The following is a 23,056-nucleotide window of genomic DNA, read 5'->3' as shown; positions in this document are numbered from 1 at the left end:
TGCCTGTTTTAGGACGTCTTTAGCGCAACAATTGGTAGAAAACTGTTATGAATTGACGGCCTGTTTTTCCTGGTCATTAAATTTGATTTCCATAATCATTTTATCGAATTCCTCTCCCTGAACAATTGCCTTGGATTTAACCCTGAATTTGTAGGTGTAGATTGTACTGATTGTATTTTCCAAAATATTTGCGATGGTTTGGCTATCCTTTATTCCCAGTCTCACCAGGGCAAAAATCCTGAGGCTGGTATTCAGCACTTCAGTTTTCTTGGGGATAATCTGGTCTTCTGCCTTAAGCAGGGAATTAAAGGAACTGATAAAGTTTGGGAAGAGTTTCAAAAAGATATTATCAAAAGTATCAAACAGTGAGGTACGCTCTTTCTTGATATCTATTCCTCTTGCAATTTCTGCAAGTTCCTTATAACTTTCGTGTCTGATCATCCGCTCTGATGACCGTTTAATCTTTTCCAGTTTCTGGATATATCCTGATACTACCTGAAAGAAGTAACCTATGTATTCTTCTTTGATGATTGCATCTTCAGAAAGCTTTTTATTTAAGTAGTCGAGCTGACGGTTTTGTTCATTTACATTTGCCTCTCTGCGCCTAACGTCCTGCAATTTCCTGTAAACCACATAAAAGATGATGCCGGTAGCGGTAATTGCAGCGGCTAAAATACAGATCAGAGTGGTCAGCGTACGGTTTTTGCTGCTTTCTAACCGGATCAGCTTTTCGGCTTCCAAAGCCTTCATGGCTGTCATAATTTCATCGTTATGCAGTTTGTTCCCATAAAAAGATGCTTGTTCTGTAGCTTCTTTTAACAGAAATTCAGTGTCTTCGATATTTCCTTCCTTGAACAGAAGTTCTGCCAGTCTGAAGATCGCCATCGTCTCTTTAGTTGAAGTTCTGATATCATAGATCGCAGATTTGGTGATCAGACTTCTTTTTTCTGGTCCCTCAGTAAGGTTGCTTAGATTATGCGACGCAATCGCCATCTGATGTTCTGTCAGTGTATCATTGCTCAGCAATCTTCTATAGCAAGCTGCGGCTTCTTTGGTCTTGTTCATGTTATTATACAAAACCGCCGTTAATGATAACCTTTCAAAAGAATGAGGAGGTGAAAGCTGGATGGCACAGATCAGTGCAACCATAGATTCTGACTGGTGTACAGGCGAATAAAACTTATTGGTATTGTACATAGACAGGCGTGTGAATGCCCGGGTTTTCAACTGATAATAACGGAACTTAACCTCGTCTGGCATAAGTCCTACTTCCAGTTGGTCGATACCATCAAAAGCTTCCTTGAACATACCGCAGGAAACCTGGATAAAGCCCAGCTTAATCTGGCTTTCATATCTTCTTGGCACATGTTTCAGACTGGTGGCAATCCTGATGAGCCTTTTGGTGTAAACATGTGCCGAATCAAAAAGATAGTCTTTGTATTCCCAGTAAAGCTGGTCACAAAGTAAATACTGCTTTTCCAGATCGCTGGAAGGTACACGCTGCAGCTGATTTCTTAACCGTATTATCTTTTGTTCTTTCTTTGTATCATACTCGTTTTTTCTCAGTATCTCCATCTTTAAAACCGATAGCAGGCTATCTTGCTGATGACAGAGGGCAGCGCAAGGCAATAGAAAATAGATTATAGCAGGTATAAAAAATTTCATGGGTTTTAGTGAGTTATAGATAGGTGCTGAAGATAGCATACCAATTTAACATTTTATAGTATGATGTGCGTAATAATTATACATTTGAACAGATCTATAGCTGGCGTATAGGTAAAAGATAAAACTGGCACGGTAATATTCAAAACAGGGTTTATGAACAGGATTTTTAACTATTTCTTTACTTTTTCATGCTATTTACTTTTATTATGTATTTTAAGTTCCTGTGCCGGCAGGAAGAATGTAGTGTACAATCAGGAACTGAAAAGGCTAAAAGCCAGTGCAGTTACACAACTCTCTTCACAGGTTGATGAATTTAATGCCTATAAAAACCGTCCTCCTTCTGACGGCCCATATAACTTATCAAATAATAAGGATTTTTTGCTGGAGAATATCCCCTTGTTTGCCAGTTCTGACAGTACGATCAGCAGTGTTTATAACTACCGGTGGTGGATGATCAGCAAGCATCTGAAGGAGTATTACGATCCGCAGGACAAGAAAAAATATTGGGTGGTGACAGAGTTTTTTGGCGTAAAGCCCTGGGCTTCGCTGAGTGGGGCCATAACCTGTCCGGCGGGTCAGCAGTTTTACGATCTCCGCTGGCTGCGGGACGACAAATACCTGAAGTCGTATGCCGACTATTTTATGCGGGGCTCTGCATCCAGGTTAAACCAGCGGGAGAACGCAAACTTTCTAACTTATCTGAGCCGTCCGGAAAGCCACCACTTTTCAAGCTGGATGATCAATGGTGTAGACGCATTTTTAAAGGTACATCCGGATAAAGCATGGCTGCATGAGATGCTGCCTGCAATGGAAAAGCACCAGCAGGTATGGGACAGTCTCTTTACCGTGAAAAGCCCCGGAGCAAAAACTGCAGGAATGTATAAAATACTTGATCTGTATGATGGCATGGAATTTAGCTTGTCGGCAGTGCTGGGGCTGATTGAGAGCAAAGGAGCATACAGCCTGTACACAAAGGACAACTGGCGCCGCTATTATCTGGGCTGGGAAACTACCGGCAATGCCGAGCGGTCGGCGCAGGCCAAAGCATTTCCAAAGGCTTTCCGGAGCGGATATCCCGACTTTTACCTGGTGAGGCCATCCATAAATAGTTATGCTTATGGCAATATGCAGTCACTGGCCAATTTATACAAACTAGATGCAACACGTAAAGATAAAAGCAGCGAATACCAGATAAAGGCCACCCGTATACAGCAGCAAACTTTAAACGTGCTCTGGAATAAAAAAGACAATTTCTTTAATACCTATAGTGCTGGAGATAATGAATACGGCATCCGGGATTACGAAGCAAGGGTTAGAGAGTCGGTTGGCTATACACCATGGTATTTTGACATGATCCCCGCCGGGCAATATCAGGATTACAGCAAATCCTGGGAGATGTTATCATCGCGGAAGGGATTTTACAATACCGCAGGTATGACCACCGCTGAGCAGCAGCATCCCTACTATAACGAACAGGCCTATGCCTGGAATGGCCGGGGCTGGCCTTTTGAGAACTCGATAGTATATAAGGGATATGCAAACTATCTGCGGGACTATAAAAAGACAAGCAGCCTTGCAGAGAAAGAAGTTCTGTATGATTACATTGATAAGCTGGCAAAGATGCACGGCAGCAGGGAGCTCAACATTGGCGAATGGTATATCCCCAGTACCGGAAAGAAATTTGGAGGTGAATCTGACTATTTTCATTCTACCTTCCCCGACATCATTATTGAAGATTTAATAGGCTTTAAGCCTATGCATGACAACCAATTTAGCATCAAGCCTCTTTTGCCCGAAAATAAGTGGGACTATTTTTATCTGGGCAACATCAACTACCACGGGCACAACATTGATGTGGTCTGGAAAAAAGACTGGATGCCGGGTGTACCTGGAAACCAAAGCAGGTTATGTGTTTGGGTAGATCAGCACCTGGCGGGAAGCAGCGTGGATTTATCTGAAGGGCTGGATGTCTCTTTGAAATGAGTTTTATACCTCCTGATCAGCCCCGGCATGATCATTCCTGAATGTGTTAAAAAGTGTTAAATTTTTTTGAAAAAAAGGTTTTGTTTTCTTGATTTGTCTATTCGTTTTTAACCAAATTTAAAATACATTTTTTGGAACTATTACTATTCTAGTTGTTGGATCATGTTAACAAAATTCTCTATTACACGCTCTTGCGCACTGCGTAAGTTTACATTCCTGTTTCTGTTGCTAAGCGGGCAAATTCTTAAAGCCCAATCTCCTGCTGCAGATGGTAAATCCAGTTTTACGGCAAAGCTGATCAACATTGAAGCTGCTACGACTGAGGTCTTTCGGTACAACACCACCCTCCATAATGGCGATGCCAAATCGAAGGTGGTTGAACTCAAGGCCGACCTGCCCATTGGCTGGATGATCAGCTTTAAGGCAGATGGCAGCCAGGTTACTTCAGTGGCGATGGATGCCGGGAAAACTCAGGATATTTCCATTGAAATCAATGCCTCGGCAACTGCAGACCCCAGCAAATACAAGATACCGGTAAAAGCAGTGTCAGGCTCAGATACGCTGGCGTTGAATCTTGAGGCGGTTGTAAAAGGCTCATACGGCTTAACGCTGACTACACCTACCGGCCGGCTGAGCGAGGAACTTACTGCGGGCAGTCACCTGGATATCCAGCTGGTTGTAAAGAATACAGGTACACTTCCCCTAAAGGATATTGATCTCTCGTCCCAGCTGCCATCAAATTGGGAGGCCTCCTTTGAGCCCTCAAAGATCTCAAGCCTGGAACCCGGCAAAAGCCAGGAACTGAAAGCCCGGCTGAAAGTGCCTGACAAGACCATTGCAGGTGATTATGCAGCTACATTTACAGCAAATAATCCCAATGGTAATGCGCCGGCGGTTTTCAGAATAATCGTCAAAACATCCTTGCTTTCCGGATGGATAGGGATCTTAGTCATCTTACTTTCGGTTGGATTGGTATACTATCTCATCCGTAAGTACGGCAGAAGATAATAAGCTATTGCTACGATGAATGATCCTATTATTCAAATCAGGAACTTAAGCAAGAGCTATGGTTCTTTCAGGGCGGTTGAGGGATTAAACCTGGATGTACATCAAGGCGAAATCTTTGGGCTTTTGGGGCCAAACGGGGCCGGCAAAACCACAACCATACTGATGATGCTGGGCCTTACAGAACCCAGCGGCGGTTCCGTACAGGTCTGCGGATACCAGTCTGCAAGCAATCCTATCCCCGTGAAGCGAAAAGTGGGCTATATGCCGGACAGCCTGGGGTTTTATGATCACATGACCGCTTTGGAAAACCTGATGTATATCGCAAGGCTGAATGGGTTTGAAGAGACTGCCGGCAAGAAGCGTGCTTTGGAAATGATGGAGATCGTTGGCCTGAGCACAGAAAAAGATAAAAAAACAGGGGCCTACTCCCGCGGAATGAAGCAGCGGCTGGGCCTTGCAGAAGTACTGATCAAAAAACCTGAAGTGATCATATTGGATGAGCCTACGCTTGGCATCGATCCCAGTGGGGTAAAGGACTTTCTTAGCCTGATTAAATCTTTGAGCCGGGATCAGGGAATAACGGTATTGCTGTCATCTCATCATTTACATCATGTACAGCAAATTTGCGACAGGGTGGGGATTTTTGTAAAAGGCAAACTATTGGCCGAAGGCAATATCGATACGCTGTCAAAAACGCTTTTTGGACATGAGGGATATGTTACTTCGGTAAAGGTAGCCCAGGAGATACCGAGGCCATGGCCGCTGGAGGCAGAACTGATGCAATGGGAGGGACTTAAAAAGATCAGCATTCGTGACAGTGAGATTGAATTTACATGTACCGCAGATCTTACTGCTGCTCTTGTGCGCTTTTTTGTCAAAGAGGATTATGATGTTTTGAGTGTATCCCAAAAGGATTATGGACTTGATGAAATCTATCAGAAATATTTTGAATTAGAACAACGATAAACAGCCAATGAAAAGTTCAGATTTTTTATTCAAATCTTCGGCGTCAAGTCCATTCACCGTGATGATGAGAAAGGAAATGGCAGATCATATCCGTAGCTGGCGCTTTATCGTACTCCTGATACTGATATTTCTGACATTTGTGGCATCAATGTATGTGTCATTGGCCAATATTAAGTCGGCCACAGGAAATGCGGGTGATCCGGATCATGTGTTTCTATACCTAAAGCTGCTGACCACCACAGACAATTCTATCCCTCCCTTTCATGTTTTCCTGAGTTTCCTGGCACCCCTGCTGGGTATCAGCCTGGGCTTTGATGCGATCAATGCCGAGCAGAACAGCGGCACGCTTACCCGCCTGATGGCTCAGCCGATCTACAGGGATAATGTACTGCTCGCCAAGTTTGCCAGTGCCCTTGTTTTGATCGGTGCACTGTTCCTTATGCTGGCGCTCTGGATGGTTGGTGGTGGATTATTGCTGACAGGGGTGCGAATGGAGCCGCAGGAGCTCCTCAGGATCCTCGGATTTGTAGCACTCACGATATTATACGTCGCTTTTTGGCTGAGCCTTTCAATTGTTCTTTCTATCAGGTTCAGGGGAGCATCTACGTCTGCACTGAGCGCAATCGGCATATGGCTGTTTTTTACCGTGTTTTACCAGATTGTACTAAATCTGGCGATCAGATCTGTTTTGCCGGATCCCACCGGTCTTTCCCAGGATCAGATTCTTGGTTATAATGAACTGATAATGGACTTACTGCGTATTGCACCAAACCAGTTGTATATGGATGCTACCACCACCATGCTGATGCCTTCTGTAAGGAGCCTTGGGCCGATGACAATGGAGCAGATGGCAGGTGCAATTCCGTCACCGCTGCCTTTTATAGACAGCGTAATGGTGGTGTGGCCACAGGTAAGCGGGCTGATCGCCGCAACAGTAGCCTGTTTCGCACTTTCTTATTTTCTATTTATGCGTCGCGAGATCAGGAGTTAAAATTACTGTTAGCATTTTTGTTAATACATTGATATTTAGCGCCCTGCTCAAATTTATCGGATCATGCAATGATGTGTTCTCAACCTGGCAGTTCTTTATAATTTTTCAAGGTTCTCCAGGCAGAAGTTTGCCCGCAGCAAAGTGGCTTCATGATCATCAGGAGCCATCTTGTCCCACAGCCGGTACACCATAGACAACCTAATGTTGTTACCCAGTTTAGCCCTGTGGCGGTCATGGAAATCCCAGTACAGGCTGTTGAATGGGCAAGCGTCTTCTCCCGTCCTTTTGGTACGGTCATAATGACAATTGTCGCAGTAGTTGCTTTGTTTGTGGATATAATTGGCACTTGCGGTATAAGGCTTGGATCCGGTAATTCCTCCGTCGGCATATTGGCTCATCCCCCTGGTATTGGTAATTTCTACCCATTGGATCGCATCAATGTAAATACCCAGATACCAGAAATCAACTTCATCAGGATTGATACCGGCAAGCAATGCAAAATTGCCGGTAATCATCAATCTCTGGATATGGTGGGCGTAGGCATGGTTCAGCGATTGTCCAATGCTGTGTTTCAGGCAGTTCATTTTCGTTTTTCCTGTCCAGTACCAGTCGGGCAGTTTCCGTTGGTGGTCAAAATAATTCAGCTTTTGGTAATCCGGCATCTTTAACCAGTAGATCCCGCGCATATACTCACGCCATCCCAGGATCTGCCTTACGAAACCTTCCAGCTGATTGATAGCAATGGACTTCTTATTTTGCTCCCATGCTGCCACAGCAGCTCCAACCACTTCCTTTGGAGAAAGCATTTTGGTGTTCATGCTGAAAGACAGACGCGAATGGTAAACAGACCACTCATCGGTGTGCATGGCGTCCTGAAAAGTGCCGAACAGAGGGAGGCAGTTTTCTGTGAAATAACTTAAAAGTTTTAGAGACTGCTGGCGGTTCAGCGGCCAGTACAGATTTTGGGGATCAATGCTGCCTATAGTTTCAATCCCTGCGTTTCTGATGCGGTGGTATTGTGCCTGTACGGTATTGGTAAATAATAATGGCGGATATGGATGATGGTTTTTGGGCAGTTTCTTGCGGTTATCTTCATCAAAGTTCCATTTCCCGGCGATCGGTTCTTTACCGTCCATCAATATGTTGTGCTTTTTACGCATCTCCCGGTAAAAGTTTTCCATCAACAGACCTTTCTTGCCCGAAAAGAATGTACCCAGTTCATCTCGGGTGGTATAAAAATGTTCAGTATCGCAGGTCTGAGCCGGAATATTTAATGCACTGCAGTAGGTTTTCAGTTCTTCATCAACTCTGTATTCATCCGGTAGCTGGTATTCAAAGCTCTCGATCTGATATTTTTTGATCAGTGCATTACAGTTAGCCGTAAAGCTCTGCAGGTTTGAGGGATCATCCAGTTTGAGGTAAATGGTATCGTGATGCCTGCTGTTTAGCAAATCCGCAAAACCTTCCATCGCAGCAAAAAAAGCACAGGCTTTCTGGATGTGGTGCCAAACGTAGTCGGTTTCCGTGCGGATCTCCATCAGCACATACAAAATCGATTGATCCGCTTGAGCAAACCATGAATGCTTTTGATTGAGCTGATCACCTAAGATGAGCCTTAATTTTTTGTATTTGCTTTTCATTTTGCTGTCCTGATATTTCTGCAGCAGACCAAAAAAATGGTTCACGGACAGATTTGAACGTTTAAAATGAAATAACAGCTGATACGGGAATTTAGTTTCGGGAGGTATTTGGGCGGATTGCCGCAATCATTGTTCTGCAGATACTTGACCAGTTGTATTTAAATCCATATGATACCAAATGCAAAGTTATAGAAGTAAAATAGCGTGGTCCTGTTAAGGCTGAATGTGAAAAAGCGATTTGATCCCCGCAACACCAATTTGCAGGCCTACACAAAATATCAGGAAAGCAGATATCCTGTTTACAATATTTTCCCCGTTGGAGCCCAGATAATGAATCATGTTCTTTGTATTGAGATAGAAAAAGTAGATCATTACACAGATGACGAGTATGGACAAGAGTATCGCACCTGTATTCAAAAAATAAGCCTGGCTGCCGAAAGCTGCACCATGGGCACTTAAGGTAAACAGGACCGAAATGGTGCCGGCACCCGTAGTGGCGGGAAAGGTAATCGGATAAAAGAGTTTGCCCACGATATGTTTGTACGCTGCTACATCCACATCTCCGGCTAACTCCTCAGGGCTTGTTTTTTTCTCATCCGAAGTGATGAATTCCCAGCCCATTTTACAGATCATGATACCGCCGGCAAGCTGTACAACCGGAATAGAGATCCCGAACAGCCTCAGTATCCACTGGCCTGCAAACAACGAAACCATGCAGACAAGAAAGGCATAAAATGTTATCGTCGTCACAGCCGCTCTTTTCTCTGCGCGGTTTAAATGCTCAAAAAATGGGCTGACCATAAATGCAGAACCAATTGGGTTCACTACCGGAAATAAAGCAATGATGCCTATGAAGGTCAGGTGGATAAATGATTCATAAAATTCAGGCATACAGATCAGCGTTGTTTTTGCTAATATAACAATAGTTGAATTAGTAAGGGAATATCCTGTAGAGCCGGATATATTTTACCCCTTGTGTCACCATTATATCAAGTTTTGAAATGATCCCACTGATGAGTGCCCCCTAAACAGCGCGTTTTTTAATTAACATCGTAAATTTGCTGAAATTTAAGCCGAAAGCATAGATAGCAGAAACGGATAGGGTAAAGTACCATATCTGCTGACAACTACTGGATAGTTTTACAACTGTTTAATGCGATTAATTAAATTGAAGCAAATAATACGATTATGGCAAGTAGTAAAAAGAAATTTGTATCAAACTCAGAGGATACCATCCGAATGTTTAAGAGCGATTTTCTGGAAGCGTTTTCAAAAGTACACTGGACAGTCCCTCTATATGTTTTTATTCCGGTAATAGGCTATTGTATATACCGGTCTGCACAAACAGATTTATTGCTTTGGCAATATCCCCTGGTGATCCTGGCGGGAATCTTTATCTGGACACTGACAGAATATGTGCTTCACCGTTGGGTATTCCATTATGAGCTGCCCGGTAAATGGGGCGCAAGGCTTCATTTTGTAATTCATGGAGTTCATCACGATTACCCCAGTGACAAGATGCGGCTCGTTTTACCTCCTTCACTAAGCATTCCCCTGGCGCTTGCCTTCTTCTTTCTTTTCAAATGGCTGATTCCTGAGGTTTATCTTTGGATGTTCTTTGCAACATTTATCGCAGGGTATCTTTTCTATGACATCAGCCACTACGCCATGCACCACTTCAACTTTAAAAGTGGCCTTTTTAAAAAGATCAAACAGCACCATATGCTGCATCATTACCAGGACCCGGAGAAAGGTTTTGGCGTAAGCTCGCCACTGTGGGACCTGATTATCGGCTCGGTATTTAGCAAAAAAGATAATTAACATCCTATATTTCCATTGTTACAATCCTTTTTTGATTTCCGGTGTTAGATAGGAAAAAAGAAAATTATGTGGGCATTATGGGCTGTATTTGCTGCGATATCTGCGGCTTTAGTGATCGTTTTAACTAAAGCAGGACTAAAGAATGTAGACTCAAGTCTGGCATTTGCTATACAGGCCATTCTGATCCTGGCCATCACCTGGTCGGTCGTACTGTATCAGGGAAATTTTGGCGACTGGAAACAGATCGAAACCAAAGCCTGGATTTTACTGATCCTGGCCGGTATCTGCACATCTCTTTCCACCTTGTTTTCATATAAAGCCCTTTCAATGGGCCCCGCTTCCTATGTTGCCACAATAGAAAGATCCTCGCTTGTCATCGCGATCGTTTTATCTATCATCTTCCTTAAAGAAAAAATCACCTGGCAAATCGTGCTTGGCGGAACGGTAATGATCGCAGGTGCTATCCTGATTGCTTTTTCGGCACCGGGTGATTAATGCGTTCATGCAGTAGCTGAAATATTATCACTTTTTGCTGCAACAATTCGGATAAGCTGCTGGATAAACCACTACATGCCCAACGGACAAAGTTTTTTGTTTCTAAACCGCGGCCATGGTGTTGGTAGTAAAGACTAGTATGATATGGTACGGCAGTTTTTAAAAAAACCTTATCAGAAAGTAACTGCGCCAAATGAAAACATCATAGCTTACTTATGGAGGCCGCATCAGATATACATCGGCACCATTCTTCTCCAATAGTGGGGGCGGTGCGCATTACTGCTCCAGATGTACAGCTGGTTTGGAATCTCCTTGTTCCAGAACAGCTGGCTAAGATCTTTATTACTATACAGAAAAGGATCAGTTTCTCCGATGGCGAGAATGATCTCTACTTTGCGGATCTCTGCCAGTAATGTCTCCTCATTGAGGTTAGCGATATACTGCACAGGCATATTGAAATATACCGACTCATCCCGAAAGCCGTCCATCAGATCTTTAAAATCACCCGGATTTTCAGTCAGGTCATACCGTCCGCTGATGCCTACCGCTTTCCTGAAAAGTGCAGGGTATTTCAGCGCCAGATTGATGGCATGATATGCGCCCATGCTGCAGCCAGCAGTTTCAAGATAGCCTCCACCGTTTTTTTGATGCATCAAAGGGATGACTTCATTCAGCAGGTACTGTTCATATTGTAGATGTCTTGAAATGCGGTCGTGCGGATGTATATGCGCATTGTAAAAGCTTTCGGCATCGATACTGTCCACACAAAACAGCTGTACCTGGCCACTGTCAATCTGCTGGCTCATTGCTGCGATAATACCCCAGTTTTCGTAATCAAAGAACCGCGCTGTCCGCGTAGGGAAAAACAGAACTGCCCGGCCGCTGTGGCCGAATACTAAAAGCTCCATATCCCGCTGCAGTGCAGGGCTAAACCACTTGTGATATTCTCTGTTCATTTCGAAAACTTTATAGTAAGGGGAAATATCACTTTTACATGTTACGCTGGAATTAAATAGGGATTAACAATTTCCTTCCACAATGCATATCCTTTTTCACTCAGATGCAATCCGTCCTCCAGATAAAGATCCGGTATGGGCTGTCCTGATTTATCCAGCATTTTTTTAAACACATCTATGAATGTCCAGTTCTTATTCGTTTTAATGATTTCGCTTTCAATCAGGTTATTAGCGTACCTAAACTGTTCTGCCATATGCCAGCGGCTGGGACTTGGCTTCAGCGAAATAAAATAACAGGGCAGATCACCAAAACGATTTGCCACATGTACGGCCATCTGCTGAAAAAAGATCAATAGCTCCTCAGGATGTCTGCCATCGCTCAGGTCATTATCACCGGCATATAAATATATGGCCTCTGGCTTATAATCAACCATCAGCCTGCTAAAAAACCAGACACACGCAGCAAGTGTAGAACCTCCAAAACCAAGATTTGCAATCCTGATATTAGGGAAATCAACCGGAAGACTGTCCCACATACGCATAGTGGAGCTGCCGTAAAAAATTATTTCAGGTTCGTAACCTCTTTTTGAGCGCTCTTTTTCAAGTCGCTTTACTTCATCTTCGTACCAATACATTCAAAGTAAAGGTAATAAGAATTATATTCCTATTCTCCCGGCAGGTTAGCTTACGGTCAATAAATCATTAATTAATCTTTAGTTCCCTGTTATTCCTTTACGGCCTGTTAATGTTGTGTAAATATGGCAATGCTAACTTGCGGACATAAATTAAGCTCACAATGCACCCTGTGATCCGCACCTATTGCTTTAAAATGCTCAGTGTTTTCCTGCTGGTCCTCACCGGATATGCTTGTGAGGCTCAAAGCAGTTTGCTTGCTCATGGTTTCGCACATAATGATTACTGGCACAGGCGCCCGCTGTATGACGCGCTGGACAAAGGTTATGTGAATATTGAAGCGGATGTATACCTGAGAAAAGGCCAGTTGATCGTAGCACATCTGCTGCCGGTGTTGAAAAGAAAAAAAACACTGGAAGAATTATATCTGAAACCGCTGATGGAAGGTGTGTTGGGAACTAACAAAAAGATCCATGGAGTTCTTGCCCCGCTTACTTTAATGATCGACATCAAGTCGGATGCAAATAAAACATACGCAGAACTTGAACTGCTGCTGCAAAAATACAAATCTATTCTCTCGAGTTATGAAGAGGGTAAGCTTGTCCCCCGTCAGGTTACTATAGTGATCACAGGACATAAACCTTACGGCATCATCAAGGAACAGTCTTACCGTCTTGCTTTTATTGACGAAGACCTGATGATGGTAGATAAGGATATCGCATCGCAGGGGATCTATCAGACCGCGAGTTGTAAGTATTCAAGGCTCCTGACCTGGGCGGGCACAGGTGAGTTTCCGCAACATGAAAAAGAGCGGCTCACATCGTATGTTGCAGCCGCCCATCAGTATGGTAAAAAAGTGCGGTTATGGGGATCTCCCGAAAATGAACTGGTCTGGGCCGAGCTGCTGGCCTGTGGCGTTGACCTCATCAATACGGATAAGCTGGAAGAACTTCAGAACTTCCTGCTGGCACAGCAGAGGGTATTCGCTGAAAACGAAAGTAAATAAACCCCAGCCTGATCACGCTAAATCAGAACGTTATCTTGTATAATTTCAATAAATTATACCTCTACATCAAGCTGCGGTGCATTTTCAAATTTTTCCAGCAGGTTGGCCGGTAAATATGGGCGCCCGCTGGATGCAGGGATACAGGTTCCGGTAAAAATCGCTTTGGTCATTATTTTCCCGTTGAGCAGGATAGATTGTTTAAAATGCAGTCTGGGCAGGTTGTCCTTATCAGTAAATAGCGCACAGGTGACAGCAAACTCGTCCCCCTTTTTTAAGGATCTCAGGAAATTGATTTTATATTGCGACAATACCATATATACACCATTCTTTGCCTGTTCCTCAAAATCGAAACCCAGGACTTCCCTGATAAAATCGTGTCTGCAGTATTCCATGTAAAATGGATAATATAACCCATCCATGATTCCCTGAACGTCGATATGTTCTTCTTTGACTGTGTAAGTTTTTGAATATTCCATTATGTCTGATTAAAATACCGGGGTGTTAATAGCTGTGTCTTTAAGTTTCCATGCGCTTTTTAAACGTATTCTAGCCTGGTTCAGCGCCTGGTCATTGCTCATGGTCTGATAAGCGATTGTCAGTCCTGTGAGCGACCAGCCATTGTTGGGATTGATGCTAAGGTCTTTGTTAAATACAGAAACCGCTTTGTTCTGTTCTCCGGCTTTGTTTAATGCTTCGCCAAGATATTGCCTGGCCGGCAATGGCCAGTCGCGCGGCTCATTGTAGATCAGGCGGTCCTCAGCGATTACTGCTTTTTGGAAGGTGATAACAGCCGTTTTAAAATCCTTTTTTTCCTGGGCAATTGTTCCGGACAAAATCAGTTCTGCAACTTCTGAAGCCTCAAAGGCGTTGCTGAAATTATCCATAGGTTCTTTCAGGGATTTATCTGTCATCTTATCCCTTAAAAGTTTTAGTTCATTACTGGCCTGTGCGAGCTGATGTTTGTTCGTATATGCCATTCCCCTGGCAAAATGAACCAAAGCACTGGCATATACCAGGCTGTCTGTTTGTGGCAGCGCTAAGATCTCATCCCATTTTCCAAAACGTACATATGCCAAAACCGGTGTTGAATATGCATATTGAATGTAATTGCCAAAACCACCTTTAATGGCCAGGTAACCACCGGCAACGATCTGTTTCTGTATAGCAGAGGCCGACTCAAGCGAAATTTTGTAATTTCCCCCCATCTGTGCACAGTTGCCTTTTAAATGAATATTATGCAATTCATATAAGCCTGCGTCGTTCACTACCGGGGCATAACTCTTCAGATATTGGCTGTATCCTGCTACTGCCCTGTTGTTAACTGTTATGCCCCGCTGATAGTCGCCCGTGCGAATATAAATGTGCGAAGGCATATGGGTAATGTGTGAAACCGAGGGCATCAGCGTATCCAGCAAATGCGCGCTTTTAACGGCAACTTCAGGATGGGCCGATGCTTCCACAGAATGAATATAGTAGTGATTGGCTCCGGGATGTTTTGGCGATAGTTTGATCGCGCTTTCCAGAAGCGATTTAATTTTTGGCGTCCATTCTTTAGGCTGCGAATCGTGGTCATATAAATCCCATGGATGCAGCAATAGCAGTGCATCAGCATACAATGTTATTGCATCAGCGTTGTTCTGATGATTCAGATATACCTGTTCCATTGCCCTGGCATAGTCTTTACGGAGTGCTGTAACATTAGCAGTTGTATCTGCACTGTAACGGTGCTGTATTGCTTTGATCAGCTCTTTTTCCAGCGGGCTGCAGTTTGCTGAAAGCTGGCTGCTCTTTACCGCAGCCTCATAGGCGCCCGTTGGGGGTACATAACCATTGCTGTAATTAATCGTTGGCCCCATGGCCAGTGCCTTCCCATACCATGCCATTGCGTTTTCAGGATCTAAGCGGGTTGCTTTGGTAAATGAAGCAATGGCCTCGATCGAGTGAAAAGCATAATAAAAGCTGATCCCCTGGTTAAAATAATATTGTACGCTGTCTGATGCCCCGGAGATCTTCCATTTGAAGTGGCCCCAGCCTTTCATCGCGGGAATATCAACAGCAAGATCTTTTTGCGAGGAAAGCGGAGCGCTGCACATTGCTGCCCCGGAAGGAAAAGCCCTATATAAAGGCTGATAGCTGATTTTCGGTTCTGGTTTGGTAATATAATAGAAAGATTGTGATGTAATAAATGCTACTGCAAGTGCGAGGGATAGCGCAAAATATAGTTTTTTCATACTGGTGGTAGTTTTTATGAAATTGCCCATAAAGAAACAACAATGTTATGTATTAATCTCAATTGCTCATACCCCCATAAGAGGGGATTTTATTAGCGTCTTAGTGATCATTTTCTGCTTCCGGCTGAGGGTTGCTAAAAATGAGAGCAGAGCCTCAAAATTGTAACGATACCGATACGCTGCGGGAATGGAGAAGTAAAATTTAATGGTTAATATGCAGAGAATTAAGTTGCCTTGTATGAAACTGCTTTTCTCCCTACTGGTTGTGATTTGCTGTCTCTTTGTTTCCGGGACAGGCATTGCTGATGCGCAAACCATCTCTACTGTAGCTGAAGGCTGGGCCGGCAACTCTGTCAATGCAGTGATCTTTCGTAAAAATTCTATTGCCAGCTGGCAAGGGTACCAGTTTATCGCTTTTTATGACCAGGAAAAAAACGTGGTACTGGGAAAGAGAAAACTAGGCTCAGCAGTGTGGGATACCAGGAAAACGCAATACCAGGGAGATGCGACAGACGCGCACCGGTCCATCAGCCTTATTGTTGATGGTGCGGGCTACCTTCATCTGTCCTGGAACCACCATGGCAATGCCCTCAATTATGTGAAATCCCTGGCTCCTGCCTCACTTGAACTCGGAGAAAAAACGGCAATGACCGGGAGGAAAGAAGATAATGTGACCTACCCGGAGTTTTACACGCTTGCCGGCGGCGACTTGCTTTTCCTTTACCGGGATGGCTCTTCGGGCAACGGCAACCTGATGATTAACCGTTATGAGCTGAAAACCGGTAGATGGATACAGGTACAGGATGGGCTGATTGATGGCGAAGGAAAAAGAAATGCCTACTGGCAAATGGCCACAGATGCCAGGGGAGTCATCCACCTGAGTTGGGTATGGCGTGAAAGCCCTGATGTAGCCAGCAACCATGACATGTGTTACGCGCGATCTGCCGATGGCGGCAAAACCTGGGAGAAATCTGATGGTGAAAAATACCGGCTGCCGATTACACTGGCCACTGCCGAATACGCCTGCCATATCCCTCAGCAAAGCGAGCTGATCAACCAGACCTCGATGTTTGCAGATAAAGAAGGGCGTCCTTTTATTGCTACCTACTGGCGTGAAGCGGGGCAGGATGTTCCGCAATACCATGTGATCTATAAAGCTACCGCTGAAGGTTGGAAAACCGTTAACCTGGGTTTCCGCAAAACGGCGTTCAGCCTCAGTGGTACAGGTACCAAAAGTATTCCCATCAGCCGCCCGCAGATCCTGGCCTGGAAACAAGGGAACAGGCAGGCAACCGCACTTATTTTCAGGGACAGGGAACGCGGTGACAAGGCCTCTGTTGCGATCAGCACCAACCTCCTGCAGGGTCACTGGAAGCTCAAAGACCTCACCGGCACTTCACTGGGTGCATGGGAGCCCAGTTATGATACTGAACTCTGGAAAAATAATGGGATATTAAACTTATATATCCAAAAGGTGCTGCAGGTAGATTCCGAAGGCAAAGCAAATGTAGGCCCCAGCCCGGTAAGAGTGCTGGAATATCGTTTAACCAAATATAAAAATGATGCTAAAAATTAAGTTACTCCCTCTGATCGCACTGTTGCTGTTCAGCGTTGCCCTGAGCGGACAAAGTTTGAAGAGGAATGCACAGTTGTTAAAAACGATTGATGCAAATTTCATCAAAGGAACAGCACAATATCAGTTGATGATGAAATCCCTTGAGCCCGGTCGCTTTCCTAAAACGTTTGATGTGAAAAGCAATAAATTAGTCACTAGTGATTCCGGCTGGTGGTGCAGTGGCTTTTATCCGGGAACCCTGCTGGAACTCTATGCGCAAACAAAAGACCCTGCACTGCTCAGGGAAGCAAAAAGGATGCTTGGGCTTCTGGAAAAAGAGCAGTACAATACCGGCACGCACGACCTTGGCTTTATGATGTACTGCAGCTTCGGCACTGCATTAAAGATGGACCCGAAACCAGAGTACAAGGAAATCCTGCTCAAAAGTGCCAAATCTTTGTCGACACGCTTTGATCCAAAGGTAGGATGTATCAAATCCTGGAACGGTAAACCACAGGACTTCCTGGTAATTATCGATAATATGATGAACCTGGAACTGCTGTTCTGGGCAACGCGGATGACGGGCGATTCAAGTTTTTACAAAATCGCGGTTACGCATGCCAATACCACGATGAAAAACCACTTCAGACCCGATTACAGTTCCTGGCATGTGATCAACTACAATCCTGAAACGGGCGCTGTGCAGAAAAAACAGACAGCACAGGGCTTTGCGGATGAATCTGCCTGGGCACGCGGGCAAGCATGGGGACTGTATGGTTTTACGGTGATGTACCGTGAAACGCATGATCAAAAATACCTGGACCAGGCAAACCATATCGCTGCCTTTATTCTCAGTAATCCCAATATGCCAAAAGATAAAATCCCGTACTGGGATTTCAATGCGCCTGATATTCCTGACGCCCTGCGTGATGCTTCTGCCGGCGCAGTGATGTCATCTGCCCTTTTTGAGCTCTCGCATTATGCAGCGCCCAAAGAAGCAAAACTGTATTTTACTACTGCCGAAAAAATGCTGAAAAGCCTTTGCGGGGCACCTTACCAATCCCTGCCGGGTACAAATGCGGGTTTCCTTCTGCAGCACAGCGTTGGGCACCTGCCGCAAAAGTCTGAAGTTGATGTGCCGCTGACGTATGCCGATTATTATTACGTGGAGGCAATGAAGAGATATAAAAGCTATAATTCCTTTAAATAATATTTATATGAAAAAAATTCTGATCCTGACATTGATCTCCCTGTTGAGCACACTGGTATCTGCACAGGACAATTTAATCAGTAATACGGGCAGCAGAAAATCCCTGAGCCTGAACGGGAAGTGGCAGTATATCGTAGACCCCTATGAAACTGGTTTCTACGATTACAGGTATAAGGAGCTGAAGGAAACGAATAAGGATGCGTATTGGAATACGGATGTACAGGCCAATAAAACAGAAAAGAAAGAACATGGCTATGTTGATAAGTACAGCCTTGAGGTGCCGGGCGACTGGAACCATCAGCAGCCTGAGTTCCTTTATTATGAAGGAACAGTGTGGTACAAAAAATCCTTTGATATAGAAAGAGGGAATGCTGGCCAGCGTTACTTCCTCTACTTCGGTGCAGTAAACTACCGTGCCGATGTTTACCTGAACGGGAAAAAACTGGGGATGCACAAAGGTGGGTTTACACCTTTCAATTTCGAAGTACCGCAGGAACTTCTGAAAGAAAAAGATAATTTCCTGGTGGTAAAGGTGGATAATAAGCGCCATGCGGATGAAGTACCTACGCTCAATACCGATTGGTGGAACTATGGGGGGATTACCCGCGACGTGAAACTGATTACGGTACCTGCAACTTTTATCCAGGATTTTGTGCTGCAGCTAAAGAAAAACACTACAGGAAAAGCACCGGAGAAAGAAGTGGAGGGTTGGGTAAAGCTCAACCAGGCACCTGCTGCGGGCGAAACAGTAACTATCGAAATACCGGCGCTGAAATTTAAAAAAGAAATACAGGCAACGGGACAAATCACGGCGCTGAGCTTTAAACTGCCAAAAATACAATTATGGTCGCCCGATAATCCAAAGTTATACCAGGTAACCCTGCGCACCCGTCATGATCAGACTACCGATCGTATTGGCTTCAGGACAATTGAAGCACACGGAACTCAGGTGCTCCTGAATGGTAAACCCATATTTATGCGGGGTATCAGCGTGCACGGAGAAATCCCGCAGGAGATGCGCCGTGCGTATTCTGAAGAGGATGCAGCGCAGCTTTTACACCAGAGTATCGAACTGGGCTGTAACATGGTGCGACTGGCACATTATCCGCATGATGAAAAGATCACCCGCCTGGCAGATTCACTGGGCATACTGGTCTGGTCTGAAATACCGGTTTACTGGACGATAGATTTCGGCAATGCCGAAGTACTCGAAAAAGCAAGAGGACAGCTGACAGAGATGATCACGCGCGACCATAACCGGGCGAGCGTCATTATCTGGTCTGTAGGCAATGAAACACCTGTCAGTCCTGCCCGTACTACTTTTATGCACAACCTGCTGATCAAAGCCCGTGAGCTGGACAATACAAGAATGCTTTCTGCTGCGCTGGAAGTAAATTACAGCGCATTGAATGATAAAAACGTAATTGATGATCCGCTTGGGGAATTTGTTGATTTGGTGGCCTTTAATGAATATCTTGGCTGGTACGGGGGCTTGCCCGATAAATGCAGGACCACCAGCTGGGATACCCCATATGAGAAACCGCTGTTTATCAGTGAAACCGGGGGAGATGCCAAAGGTGGTTTCCATGCGGATTCGCTTACGCGATTTAGCGAAGAATACCAGGAATGGTATTACAGGGAACAGATCGCGATGATTAAACGCATGCCCGCCAAGTTTGTGGGGATCTCGCCCTGGGTGCTCAATGATTTCAGATCGCCCAAGCGGAATAACCCACTGTACCAGGATGGCTGGAACCGCAAAGGTTTTTATGACGAGAAGGGAAACAAAAAGAAATCCTTTTTCCTGATGAAAGCCTACTATGATGAAATGAAAACGAAATACGATAAAAAATAATTTAGATAAACCTCCGCGATTAAAATAATGATCTGGCATGCATTGAGTAGTTATTTAATCATGTGTAACATCCGGCAACTGAAAAATTAAAATAATGAAATTGAAGCCATCTCTGTTATCCGCCCTGCTGTACCTGCTTTTTAACACTGCTTTCGCGCAACAAGCTCAACATACTTTTGCGCTCAGCGATTCGTCTTTTGTTCTTGACGGGAAGCCATTTGTGATCATCTCCGGAGAGATGCACTATCCGCGTGTTCCACGTGAAGCATGGCGGCAGCGGATGAAGATGGCTAAAGCCATGGGGCTCAATACGATCGGTACGTATGTGTTCTGGAACCTGCATGAACCTCAGAAAGGAAAGTTCGACTTCAGCGGGAATAATGACGTTGCAGAATTTGTAAAGATTGCAAAAGAAGAAGGGCTCTGGGTGATCCTGAGGCCCAGCCCTTATGTATGTGCCGAATGGGAATTTGGCGGATATCCATACTGGCTGCAAAATGAAAAGGGGCTGGTGGTAAGGAGCAAGGAAAGCCAGTATCTGAAAGAATATCAGGACTACATCAGGGAGGTAGGCAAACAGCTGGCGCCGCTGCAGGTTAACCATGGCGGAAATGTGCTGATGGTACAGATAGAGAATGAATATGGCTCTTTCGGGAGTGATAAAGAATACCTGGGGATCAACCAGAAGTTTTTTAAGGAAGCAGGATTTGACGGGTTGCTGTATACCTGCGATCCCGCAGCGGACGTGGATCGGGGCCATTTACCCGGTTTATTACCAGCGGTGAACGGACTGGATGATCCTGCAAAAATAAAACCGCTCATCAGCGGGCTTCATGAAGGAAAGGGCCCGTTCTTTATCGCAGAATGGTACCCGGCGTGGTTCGACTGGTGGGGGACACCACACCATACGGTGCCTGCAGAGAAATATACCGGCAAGCTGGATACGGTTCTGAGCGCCGGAATTTCTATCAATATGTATATGTTCCACGGCGGTACTACGCGGGGATTTATGAACGGGGCAAACTACAAAGATGATACCCCGTACCAGCGCAGATCAGCAGTTATGACTATGATGCACCGCTGGACGAGGCGGGCAATGCAACCGATAAGTTTATGCAGTTCAGGGCTGTTATACAGAAACATTTGCCAAAGGGAACGGTATTGCCATCCGTCCCTGCGGCTAAACCTACAATTGCCATTCCTTCTATAGATTTTAAAATGGGAACACGGATGGCAGACATCCTGCCCGCTGCGGTAAAAAATGCAAATCCTTTAACTTTTGAAGATCTGCATCAGGACTACGGCTTTGTCTGGTACCGTACCTTCCTTGACGGCGGAAAAACGGGGGTGTTAAAGCTAAAAGACCTGAGAGATTATGCCATAATTATGATCAACGGACAGCCCGCGGGGGTGCTGGACCGGAGGCTGAACCAGGATAGCATCAGCATTGCCCTGCCTGCGGGAAAAGTAAAACTGGATATTCTGGTGGAAAACCTGGGCAGGATAAACTTTGGCAAGTACCTGCTGGAGAATAAAAAAGGCATCACGGAGAAAGTGCTGTTTGCAGGTTCTGAGGTGAAAAACTGGGAAATGTACGGATTGCCGATGAGCACTGTTGCTGCTCTTCCCTTCAAATCAAACTTTAAATCAGACCATACACCAGTGATTAAAAAGGCGGTGTTTACGCTGGATAAGGTCGGCGACACTTATCTGGACATGAGCAAATGGGGAAAAGGATCGGTTTGGCTCAATGGGCATAACCTGGGCCGCTACTGGGAGGTTGGGCCGCAGCAAACCTTGTATATCCCTGCGGAGTGGTTAAAAAAAGGGATTAATGAACTGGTAGTTGCGGAACTGCTGAAGACTGAAGAAAACACGCTGCAAAGTTTGCAAAAGCCTGTACTAAGCGTGGTTAAAAAATAATCATTGAGCTTTCCGCTAATCATTAATATATTAGCATGATGTCATCGCACCATATAGTAAAAGAAAAACAGGAACCCGCATTGTATATTCACAACCTGGGTAATTTTGATGAAGAATATCTGGGGCAGATCCTGGAATGGAGCCCTACGCTGATTGTGAACGGCAACATTTATGAGAAGGTGATCAGCCTGGGCTTAAAGGTAGATATCGTGGTAAACGGTGTTGATGGCCTTGCGCCACAGGAAAACACCAAATCCATTATTGGGCCCGGAGATGCCTACAATACCGTGCTGAATTACCTGATTTCAGAGAAATATGCAGCGGTGAACATTATTGATGATGAAAAGAAACTTTCAGAGCTCGACTACTATCTCCCGAAGATCAATATTGTGCTCTTTAGTTCCACCGAAAAATCTTATGCCATCAAAACAGGATTTAAGGTATGGAAGCCTGCAGGAAGTATTTTCCTGATCGATGTGGTCTCCTATTTTGAAGCCAGCAACCTGATGCAGAAGGATGAGCGGGAATTTGTGGTGGTGAAAGACGGTTTTGTGGAATTTACTTTTACCACTACAGAATATGTGTTTTTAAGCGAACAGTTATAATGGGCTAAAGATTATGATCAGTTTAAGAAAAGCTAAGGAGGCCGACCTCCCAATTATTCAGGCCATCGGCACTACAACTTATGGCCCAACCTATGTACCGCTGCTGGGGCAGGAACAGGTGGACTACATGCTGGAAAAATTTTATTCTATCGCCTCACTGAGGCAGCAGCTGATAGAAGGGCATACCTTTATCATCGCCCAGGAGGGCCAAAAGGATATTGCTTTTGTTTCTTATTCGCGGCTCGACGAAGGTGGTCATCTGGCGGTGAAACTCCACAAACTGTATGTATTGCCAGAAGCTCACGGAAAAGGACTGGGCAAGTTATTGATGAACGAAGTACGTGATAAGGCGATTGATCTTGGAGCGAAAGGACTGGTGCTGAATGTGAACCGCTATAATAAGGCTCTTGATTTTTATCAAAAAGCCGGGTTTAAAATCAAAGAAACCGTTGACATAGAAATTGGCAACGGCTTCTTTATGAATGATTATATTCTGGAATTGCCACTGTAGGC

At 44.7% G+C, this 23,056-nt stretch carries 20 protein-coding genes and 2 pseudogenes; 15 read left to right on the top strand and 7 right to left on the bottom strand.

From position 1 onward, the window contains the following. Nucleotides 1-45: 45 nt before the first annotated feature. Nucleotides 46-1,575: a DUF6377 domain-containing protein gene (locus FN831_RS17145; protein ID WP_142529403.1), complete on the bottom strand. Its 1,530-nt coding sequence runs from the start codon at nucleotides 1,573-1,575 to the stop codon at nucleotides 46-48. Between the two features lie 243 nt (nucleotides 1,576-1,818). Between FN831_RS17145 and FN831_RS17140 the strand changes: the two genes are divergently transcribed. The 4 genes from FN831_RS17140 to FN831_RS17125 all read left to right on the top strand — a co-directional run bounded on the left by FN831_RS17140 (nucleotide 1,819) and on the right by FN831_RS17125 (nucleotide 6,613). Further along, the gene (locus FN831_RS17140; protein WP_185960516.1) at nucleotides 1,819-3,648 is read left to right on the top strand and encodes an MGH1-like glycoside hydrolase domain-containing protein; all 1,830 of its coding nucleotides are present in this window, start codon (nucleotides 1,819-1,821) and stop codon (nucleotides 3,646-3,648) included. A 162-nt stretch (nucleotides 3,649-3,810) separates the two neighbouring features. Beyond that, nucleotides 3,811-4,656, top strand: a complete 846-nt coding sequence (locus FN831_RS17135) for a COG1470 family protein (RefSeq protein ID WP_142529402.1) — start codon at nucleotides 3,811-3,813, stop codon at nucleotides 4,654-4,656. Nucleotides 4,657-4,671: 15 nt separating this feature from the next. Further along, on the top strand, nucleotides 4,672-5,622 hold the full coding sequence (locus tag FN831_RS17130; protein WP_142529401.1) for an ABC transporter ATP-binding protein: 951 nt from the start codon (nucleotides 4,672-4,674) through the stop codon (nucleotides 5,620-5,622). A gap of 7 nt (nucleotides 5,623-5,629) precedes the next feature. Next, a complete protein-coding gene (locus FN831_RS17125) occupies nucleotides 5,630-6,613 on the top strand; it encodes an ABC transporter permease (RefSeq protein ID WP_221931350.1) in 984 nt (327 codons plus the stop codon). Between the two features lie 95 nt (nucleotides 6,614-6,708). Here FN831_RS17125 and FN831_RS17120 read toward each other — a convergent pair whose 3' ends face one another. Next, entirely contained in the window at nucleotides 6,709-8,298 is a 1,590-nt protein-coding gene (locus tag FN831_RS17120) for a cryptochrome/photolyase family protein (protein ID WP_246101592.1), read from the bottom strand. Between the two features lie 168 nt (nucleotides 8,299-8,466). Beyond that, complete coding sequence (locus tag FN831_RS17115) at nucleotides 8,467-9,144, bottom strand: MarC family protein (protein WP_142529400.1); 678 nt, start codon at nucleotides 9,142-9,144, stop codon at nucleotides 8,467-8,469. 297 nt (nucleotides 9,145-9,441) lie between these two features. On the opposite strand from FN831_RS17115, the gene FN831_RS17110 reads away from it, so the two are divergent. Both FN831_RS17110 and FN831_RS17105 read left to right on the top strand, forming a co-directional pair. Further along, on the top strand, nucleotides 9,442-10,074 hold the full coding sequence (locus FN831_RS17110; protein ID WP_221931349.1) for a sterol desaturase family protein: 633 nt from the start codon (nucleotides 9,442-9,444) through the stop codon (nucleotides 10,072-10,074). A 66-nt stretch (nucleotides 10,075-10,140) separates the two neighbouring features. Then, complete coding sequence (locus FN831_RS17105) at nucleotides 10,141-10,569, top strand: EamA family transporter (protein WP_142529399.1); 429 nt, start codon at nucleotides 10,141-10,143, stop codon at nucleotides 10,567-10,569. A gap of 227 nt (nucleotides 10,570-10,796) precedes the next feature. Here the strand turns inward: FN831_RS17105 and FN831_RS17100 are convergent, their stop codons facing one another. Then, nucleotides 10,797-11,525 (bottom strand): esterase family protein, encoded by a 729-nt coding sequence (locus FN831_RS17100; protein WP_142529398.1) that lies wholly within the window; start codon nucleotides 11,523-11,525, stop codon nucleotides 10,797-10,799. 41 nt (nucleotides 11,526-11,566) lie between these two features. After that, a complete protein-coding gene (locus FN831_RS17095) occupies nucleotides 11,567-12,160 on the bottom strand; it encodes a GDSL-type esterase/lipase family protein (protein WP_142529397.1) in 594 nt (197 codons plus the stop codon). A 161-nt stretch (nucleotides 12,161-12,321) separates the two neighbouring features. Between FN831_RS17095 and FN831_RS17090 the strand changes: the two genes are divergently transcribed. Beyond that, the gene (locus FN831_RS17090; protein WP_142529396.1) at nucleotides 12,322-13,164 is read left to right on the top strand and encodes a phosphatidylinositol-specific phospholipase C/glycerophosphodiester phosphodiesterase family protein; all 843 of its coding nucleotides are present in this window, start codon (nucleotides 12,322-12,324) and stop codon (nucleotides 13,162-13,164) included. A 53-nt stretch (nucleotides 13,165-13,217) separates the two neighbouring features. Here the strand turns inward: FN831_RS17090 and FN831_RS17085 are convergent, their stop codons facing one another. Both FN831_RS17085 and FN831_RS17080 read right to left on the bottom strand, forming a co-directional pair. Continuing rightward, nucleotides 13,218-13,640 (bottom strand): acyl-CoA thioesterase, encoded by a 423-nt coding sequence (locus tag FN831_RS17085; protein ID WP_142529395.1) that lies wholly within the window; start codon nucleotides 13,638-13,640, stop codon nucleotides 13,218-13,220. Nucleotides 13,641-13,649: 9 nt separating this feature from the next. Further along, on the bottom strand, nucleotides 13,650-15,395 hold the full coding sequence (locus FN831_RS17080) for a tetratricopeptide repeat protein (protein WP_142529394.1): 1,746 nt from the start codon (nucleotides 15,393-15,395) through the stop codon (nucleotides 13,650-13,652). 238 nt (nucleotides 15,396-15,633) lie between these two features. Between FN831_RS17080 and FN831_RS17075 the strand changes: the two genes are divergently transcribed. From FN831_RS17075 to FN831_RS17050, 8 genes and pseudogenes are all read left to right on the top strand, one after another. Continuing rightward, the gene (locus FN831_RS17075; protein WP_142529393.1) at nucleotides 15,634-16,971 is read left to right on the top strand and encodes a BNR repeat-containing protein; all 1,338 of its coding nucleotides are present in this window, start codon (nucleotides 15,634-15,636) and stop codon (nucleotides 16,969-16,971) included. Further along, nucleotides 16,955-18,160: a glycoside hydrolase family 88 protein gene (locus FN831_RS17070; RefSeq protein WP_317132095.1), complete on the top strand. Its 1,206-nt coding sequence runs from the start codon at nucleotides 16,955-16,957 to the stop codon at nucleotides 18,158-18,160. Before FN831_RS17075 ends, FN831_RS17070 begins: the two co-directional genes overlap by 17 nt. 7 nt (nucleotides 18,161-18,167) lie before the next feature. Further along, entirely contained in the window at nucleotides 18,168-20,015 is a 1,848-nt protein-coding gene (locus tag FN831_RS17065) for a glycoside hydrolase family 2 protein (protein WP_142529392.1), read from the top strand. 94 nt (nucleotides 20,016-20,109) lie between these two features. Continuing rightward, nucleotides 20,110-21,006, top strand: a pseudogene (locus tag FN831_RS28160) (beta-galactosidase); the annotation flags it as partial. Between the two features lie 62 nt (nucleotides 21,007-21,068). Then, nucleotides 21,069-21,125: pseudogene (locus FN831_RS28445) on the top strand (hypothetical protein); the annotation flags it as partial. Nucleotides 21,126-21,158: 33 nt separating this feature from the next. After that, nucleotides 21,159-21,938: a beta-galactosidase gene (locus FN831_RS28150; protein ID WP_246101597.1), complete on the top strand. Its 780-nt coding sequence runs from the start codon at nucleotides 21,159-21,161 to the stop codon at nucleotides 21,936-21,938. A 35-nt stretch (nucleotides 21,939-21,973) separates the two neighbouring features. Further along, a complete protein-coding gene (locus FN831_RS17055) occupies nucleotides 21,974-22,543 on the top strand; it encodes a thiamine pyrophosphokinase (RefSeq protein ID WP_246101591.1) in 570 nt (189 codons plus the stop codon). A 13-nt stretch (nucleotides 22,544-22,556) separates the two neighbouring features. Beyond that, entirely contained in the window at nucleotides 22,557-23,054 is a 498-nt protein-coding gene (locus FN831_RS17050) for a GNAT family N-acetyltransferase (RefSeq protein ID WP_142529391.1), read from the top strand. The last annotated feature ends 2 nt before the right edge of the window (nucleotides 23,055-23,056 follow it).

Origin of the sequence: Pedobacter westerhofensis (assembly GCF_900182595.1) — a bacterium.
In the GTDB taxonomy this organism is placed as follows: Bacteria; Bacteroidota; Bacteroidia; order Sphingobacteriales; family Sphingobacteriaceae; genus Pedobacter; species Pedobacter westerhofensis.
The sequence above is the reverse complement of the archived record's forward strand: the minus strand, read 5'-3'. Positions and strand labels throughout refer to the sequence as shown.